This window comes from uncultured Faecalibacterium sp. (assembly GCF_900066275.1).
Lineage (GTDB): Bacteria > Bacillota > Clostridia > Oscillospirales > Ruminococcaceae > Faecalibacterium > Faecalibacterium taiwanense.
In genome coordinates this window covers 22,439-27,872 of the sequence record NZ_FMFG01000032.1, presented here as the reverse complement: position 1 = coordinate 27,872, position 5,434 = coordinate 22,439, and the positions used below count along the sequence as shown (strand labels likewise).

Sequence of the window (5,434 nt, the reverse complement as noted above, 5' to 3'; positions counted from 1 at the left end):
ACCGGTGAGAGCGTGGCCCTGCGCAGCGGCGAGATCGTCCCCTGCCAGATCGTGGGGTGTACCAGCGGCACCGTGGGCAGCCCCGGTGAGCTGAAGGGCCGCTTTCTGAGCACCCATGCGCTTGGCAGCATCTGCATCAACAGCAAGACCGGGGTCTATGGCAGAACACGGGCTGCATTTTCCGGCCCGGAGCTGGAGATGGCTTTTGCGCAGGAGGTGGTGCCGGGCGATGCCGAGATCTGGACGACCGTGGACGGCGAGGTGCCCAAGGCATACCGCATCCGCATTGAAAAGGTAAACGACGCAGACCCCCACCGCAACATGATCCTGCGCGTGACCGACCGGCAGCTGCTTGCCAAAACCGGCGGCATCGTGCAGGGCATGAGCGGCAGTCCCATCCTGCAGAACGGCAGACTGGTGGGTGCAGTGACCCATGTGCTGGTAAACGACCCCACGCGGGGCTACGGCATTTTTGCTCAGACCATGCTCAAGCAGGCCCGCGCTGTTGAAAAAACAGACGATGCTGCGCAGCCATAAAGCTGATCTGCAAAAAAATTTGCGCATTTCGATTTTCTTTGCCAAAATTTACCAATATAAACCGTTGAAAGTTCTGGAAAATTATGGTAAAATCCATGGTGTTAAGGGAACTGCACACATTGGAGGAAACAACCATGGACAAAATTAGATTTTTGATGTCGGATACTGGTGCCCCGTTCACTGCCGCCTGCCGCGAAGCGCTGGAGCAGAAGGGCGTGGACGTGACCGTTGTGGAAAAGGACGGCAACAAGGTCCTGCAGAAAATGCTCACCGTGCGCCCGCAGGTGGTCCTGCTGGATGCTTTTATGCCCGGTCTGGATGCCCTTGCAGTCAAGCAGCGCTACAATGCCGCCGGTGAGCGGCACACCTCCTTCTTCGTGACCGGTGCCTTCCAGAGCGAAGAGATGGTACAGGAGCTGCTGGACGAAGGCTTTGCCTACTACTTTGTAAAACCCTTTGATGAGACCGTGCTTGCCGCACGGGTGCTCAAGGCGGCACTTGGCCCGGAAAAGCACATCCTGCACACCAGCGTGGACAGCGATGAGCTGACCGTTACCGAGATCCTGCATCAGATCGGTGTCCCCGCCCATATCAAGGGCTACCAGTTCCTGCGGGATGCCATCCTGCTCACCATGAACGAGCCGGAGTACATCAACGCCGTGACCAAGCGCCTGTACCCGGAAATCGCCAAGAAAAACGGCACCACCGCCAGCCGGGTGGAGCGTGCCATCCGCCACGCCATCGAGGTGGCATGGGACCGGGGCGATGTGGACACCCTCAACAGCTACTTCGGTTATACCATCCATAACCTGCGGGGAAAACCAACGAACTCGGAGTTCATCGCGATGATAGCTGACAAGATGCGGCTGGATAAACGGCAGAGGGTGGGCTGATTTTTTTCATAGAATCCGCCGTCGTTCATATTCTGATAAGAGCAAACCAAACAGACAAAGGAGGTTTTGCTCTTGAAGCTTGCAGAATATCTCGCACGGCGCAGGCGGGCCAGAGTTGCGGCCGTGATGCTGTTCGCCCTCATTATGGGGTTTGTATCTGCTGCGCCGCCGGTCGTCACCGGATGTCAGGCGCAGGATCTTACCCCGGCACCGGACACTTCGATGCTCTCCCCCGCCGTTTCGGCTCTGGCACAGGAGCAGCAGCCTGCTGCCCAGCCGCTGCCGGAAAAGTGGGTCTGCCTGACCTTTGACGACGGCCCCAGCAAGACCACACCGGATGTGCTCAGCGCGCTGAACGCGGCCGGAGTGCACGCCACATTTTTTGTGGTGGCTACCGGTTACAACGAGAAGTATCTGCCCCTGCTCGCCGAAGCGGTCAGCGCCGGGCACCAGATCGCGCTGCACTCTGCTTCCCACGAGTACAGCGATATCTACCGCAGCAGCGACGCTTATTGGGAGGACATTGCCCTTTTAAAGGAGCGCATTGCGCCCTATGTGGATGCCGAGAGCATCCGGTATCTACGGTTTCCGGGCGGCAGCACCAACACCGTCAGTCGGCGCTACGGCGGCAAAGGCCTGATGAAGCAGCTGAAAGCCGAAGTAGAGCAGAAAGGCTGGCATTGGGTGGACTGGAACGTGTGCGCCGAGGATGCCGTGGGCGGGCACCCAAGCGCGGGCACCATCTACCGCAATGTGGTGCACGAGACCGGGCAGCAGACGAACTGCATCGTATTGATGCACGATTCTTCCTCCACACACACCACCGCCGAGGCTCTGCCCGACATCATCCGGTGGTACGCAGACAGCGGCTATACCTTTTTGACCGTTGCCGAGGCTCTGCCGCTAAGCTGAGCAGACTGGCCCAGTTACAGCCGGTGTTCAAAGCCGCGGCCCAGCAGGACCCCCGCTGCTGCCAGTGCCGCCAGCCAGAGCCAGTCCGCTCCGCCGGTCGCCACCCAGCCTGCCGCCAGAATGGCGGCAAAGGTGCATGCCGCGGGCAGAAGGATGAGCAGGACCTGCAGCTGTCGCTCCCGCCGGGACGGCAGCCCGGTGTTCAGCTGTTCCGGATGGACGGCGTCGCAGCAGATCTCATCGCGGTACTTGCCCGGGTTGCGGTAGGCTTTGTACGAGATCCCGTCCAACGAAAACTCCGGGTACATTCCTTCTTTTGTCAGGCTGAGCTGCATCCCGTTGGCCTTTGCGTAGGTCTGCAGGGCCGCTGTGAACTCCTGCGGGGTGTTGATGCTGCCCTCCGGAATAAAGGAAAAATGCCTCTGGTGCTGCACCTGTGCCAGCGTGCGGTAATCCTGCAGCCAGCCAGAACAGAACGCACCCTGTACGGCAGGCTTTTCCATCCGGGTCAGGCAGGCATCCACATCCAGTGATGCCACAGACGGGTCCTGCCGGGCCAGTTCTGCACAAAAACGCGCCGCCCCTTCCAGCTGCTTTGCGCGCTGTTCCAGTGCGGTCTTTTGCTCCCGCAGGACACTCCCCAGCGATGCATCGCCTGCAAGCACGGATCGGATGACCGGAAGCGGCACATCCAGCATCCGCAGCATCCGGATGAACCGGAGAGTGCGGATGTCCTGTTCCGTGTAATCACGGTAGTCGTTGCCAGGCAGCCGGGCGGGATTCAGAAGTCCTTCTTTTTCATAGAAGCGGATATTGGGGGCGGACACCCCGCTTTGTTTCGAAGCCTGTTTGATGTTCATTTGCTTCACCTCCGCACTCACATTACACCTTAAAGACACTTGAAGGTCAAGCATTTTTTGAAAAAAGCCCCGGAATGCGCGCGGCTGCGGGCGATCCGGGGCTAAATCTTTATTCCGCGTTCTGGCAGAACAGCGAGAAGGTGCGGTAAGCCATGTACAGGTCGGTCTTATGGATAACCTCGAAGGGCGAGTGCATGGACAGCACCGGCACGCCGATGTCCAGCACCGGGATGCCCCGGTTGGCCACGTACTTGGCAATGGTGCCGCCGCCGCCCAGATCCAGACGGCCCAGCTCACCGATCTGCCATGCCACGCCGTTGGCATCCAGCAGGCAGGTGATGTCCCCTACCAGCTCAGCGGAAGCATCGCTGGCAGAGCTCTTGCCGCGGCTGCCGGTGTACTTGAAGAAGGCCACGCCGCGGCCTGCGTAAGTACCGTTCTGCGGCTCGAAGGCATTTGCCCAGGAGGGGTCGTAGGCGGCGGTCACATCGGCGGAGAGACACACGCTGTTCTGGAAGGCAAGGATGTCGTCCTGACCGGCGGCGCGGCACAGCAGCTGCATAAAGTGGAATACATACATGCTCTGCATGCCGGTCACACCGTCGGAGCCGATCTCTTCCTTATCGGTCAGCACGCAGACGGTGGTGTGCACAGGATCTTTCGTCTCGATCTCGGCCATAAGGGCGGGGTATGCGTCCACACGGTCATCGTGACCGTAGCCGCCCACCATGGAGCGGTCAAAGCCCACGTCCCGGGCCTTATGGGCGGGCACCACCTCGATCTCAGCGCGGGTGAAGTCCCGCTCGGTGATGCCGTACTTTTCGTGCAGCAGCATCAGGGTGTTCAGCTTGACGGCCTCCTTGATGTCGGCATCCTCCACAGCGTCGGAGCCGATGAGCACGTTCAGCTCCTCGGCCTTGATGCCCTCGCTGAGCTTGCGGTCGTTCTGCTCGGCACCCAGATGGGGCAGCAGGTCGGTGATGCAGAACACGGGGTCGTTCTCGTCCTCACCCACTGCAAAGGACACGCTGGAGCCATCGGCACGGGTGAACACGCCGTGGATGGCCAGCGGCATGGTGCCCCACTGGTACTTGCGGATGCCGCCGTAATAGTGGGTCTTGAAGTAGCTGAGGTGGTTTGCTTCGTACAGCGGGTTCGGGCGCAGGTCCAGACGGGGGCTGTCGATGTGGGCGATCACCAGACGGAAGCCCTCCTCAAAAGATTTCCGGCCGATGGTAGCGGCCACCACCGCCTTGTGCTCCTGCACAAAGTAGATCTTCTGGCCGGGGGCATAGGTCTTTTTCGGCTCAAACTTTTCGTAACCGGCCTCCAGCAGCAGCTTTTCGCTGGCGGCGGCAGCTTCGCGCTCGGTCTTGGCAGCGTTCAGGAAGGCTTTGTAGCCTTCGGCAAAGGCTGCAGCCTTCTCCTTCACGTCGGCGCTCTTGTCGGCGGCGTACTCCGGCTTGTAAAGCAGCTGTTCGGCAGCCTGCTTTGCGGTAAGTTTCTCGCTCATGTTCCTTATCTCCTCTCAGCTTTCTGCATAGATACGCTGATACCGCGCATAGCAGGAAGTAATCTTTTTTACGTAGTGGTTCATCTGGCTGTAAGGGAAGCCCTGCAGGGTCTCGCCGTCTGCGGAGTGCTCTTCCATCTGTAAAAGAGCATCTACCGTGCCCCACCCGCTGTGATAAGCAGCAGCGGCAGTGGCAACATCGCCGTTGTAGCGCTCCATGCACAGGTGCAGGTAATAGCATCCGAACCGGATGCTGGTCTCCGGGTCGTAGAGATTTGCAAAGAGCAGTCCTTCGTCCGGTGCGATCTTGCTGCGCAGCCAGATAAAGGTCTCTTCGGTCATCTGCATCAGGCCCCGGGCATCCACAGTGGAGGTGGCCTGCGGGTCAAAGCCGCTTTCGGTGCGGATGAAGGCATCCACCAGAAGCGGGTCAAGGCCGTAAGTCTCCGCCCACTGGTCCACCAGCGCTTCGTACTTGCGGGGGTATAAAAGCCGTTCTGCCCTGTCCCACAAGTTGGGCACCAGCACAAACAGCAGGATCAGCGCCATGCCCAGCAGGAACAGCCTGCGGCTGCGCATTTTTTTGCGGCGGCGTGCCTTCTGGGCGCGGAGAGCGCGGCGGATGCGGGCCGTCTCCGGGTCGTACTGCAGTGCAGGATCTTGTTCGTTATATCGTTTGTTCAAAATTCTTTTCCCGCACCTCCTTCTGCCAGAAGCTT

Annotated in this window: 6 protein-coding genes; 3 read left to right on the top strand and 3 right to left on the bottom strand. The window is 59.8% G+C overall.

Annotation, left to right across the window (positions count from 1 at the left end; all coding sequences use genetic code 11):
• The 3 genes from QZL71_RS10190 to QZL71_RS10180 form a co-directional block, all read left to right on the top strand.
• Positions 1-537: SpoIVB peptidase S55 domain-containing protein (locus tag QZL71_RS10190; protein WP_294648640.1), on the top strand; the 537-nt coding region annotated here is incomplete at its 5' end.
• A gap of 134 nt (positions 538-671) precedes the next feature.
• Positions 672-1,430, top strand: coding sequence for a sporulation transcription factor Spo0A (gene spo0A, locus QZL71_RS10185; RefSeq protein ID WP_179860463.1), 759 nt, complete (start codon positions 672-674; stop codon positions 1,428-1,430).
• Between the two features lie 72 nt (positions 1,431-1,502).
• Positions 1,503-2,342 carry a polysaccharide deacetylase family protein gene (locus QZL71_RS10180; RefSeq protein ID WP_294648639.1) on the top strand — a complete coding sequence of 280 codons (840 nt, stop codon included), beginning with the start codon at positions 1,503-1,505 and terminating at the stop codon, positions 2,340-2,342.
• Positions 2,343-2,356: 14 nt separating this feature from the next.
• Here the strand turns inward: QZL71_RS10180 and QZL71_RS10175 are convergent, their stop codons facing one another.
• From QZL71_RS10175 to QZL71_RS10165, 3 genes are all read right to left on the bottom strand, one after another.
• Complete coding sequence (locus tag QZL71_RS10175; protein ID WP_294648638.1) at positions 2,357-3,202, bottom strand: MerR family transcriptional regulator; 846 nt, start codon at positions 3,200-3,202, stop codon at positions 2,357-2,359.
• Positions 3,203-3,311: 109 nt separating this feature from the next.
• Positions 3,312-4,715, bottom strand: coding sequence for an aminopeptidase (locus tag QZL71_RS10170; protein ID WP_294648637.1), 1,404 nt, complete (start codon positions 4,713-4,715; stop codon positions 3,312-3,314).
• Positions 4,716-4,730: 15 nt separating this feature from the next.
• Positions 4,731-5,399: a lytic transglycosylase domain-containing protein gene (locus tag QZL71_RS10165; protein WP_294648636.1), complete on the bottom strand. Its 669-nt coding sequence runs from the start codon at positions 5,397-5,399 to the stop codon at positions 4,731-4,733.
• Between the last annotated feature and the right edge of the window lie 35 nt (positions 5,400-5,434).

Coding starts and splice junctions, on each gene's coding strand:
- QZL71_RS10170 (WP_294648637.1), bottom strand. CDS start 4,715: ATGAGCGAGAAACTTACCGCAAAGCAGGCTGCCGAACAGCTGCTTTAC.
- QZL71_RS10175 (WP_294648638.1), bottom strand. CDS start 3,202: ATGAACATCAAACAGGCTTCGAAACAAAGCGGGGTGTCCGCCCCCAAT.
- spo0A (WP_179860463.1), top strand. CDS start 672: ATGGACAAAATTAGATTTTTGATGTCGGATACTGGTGCCCCGTTCACT.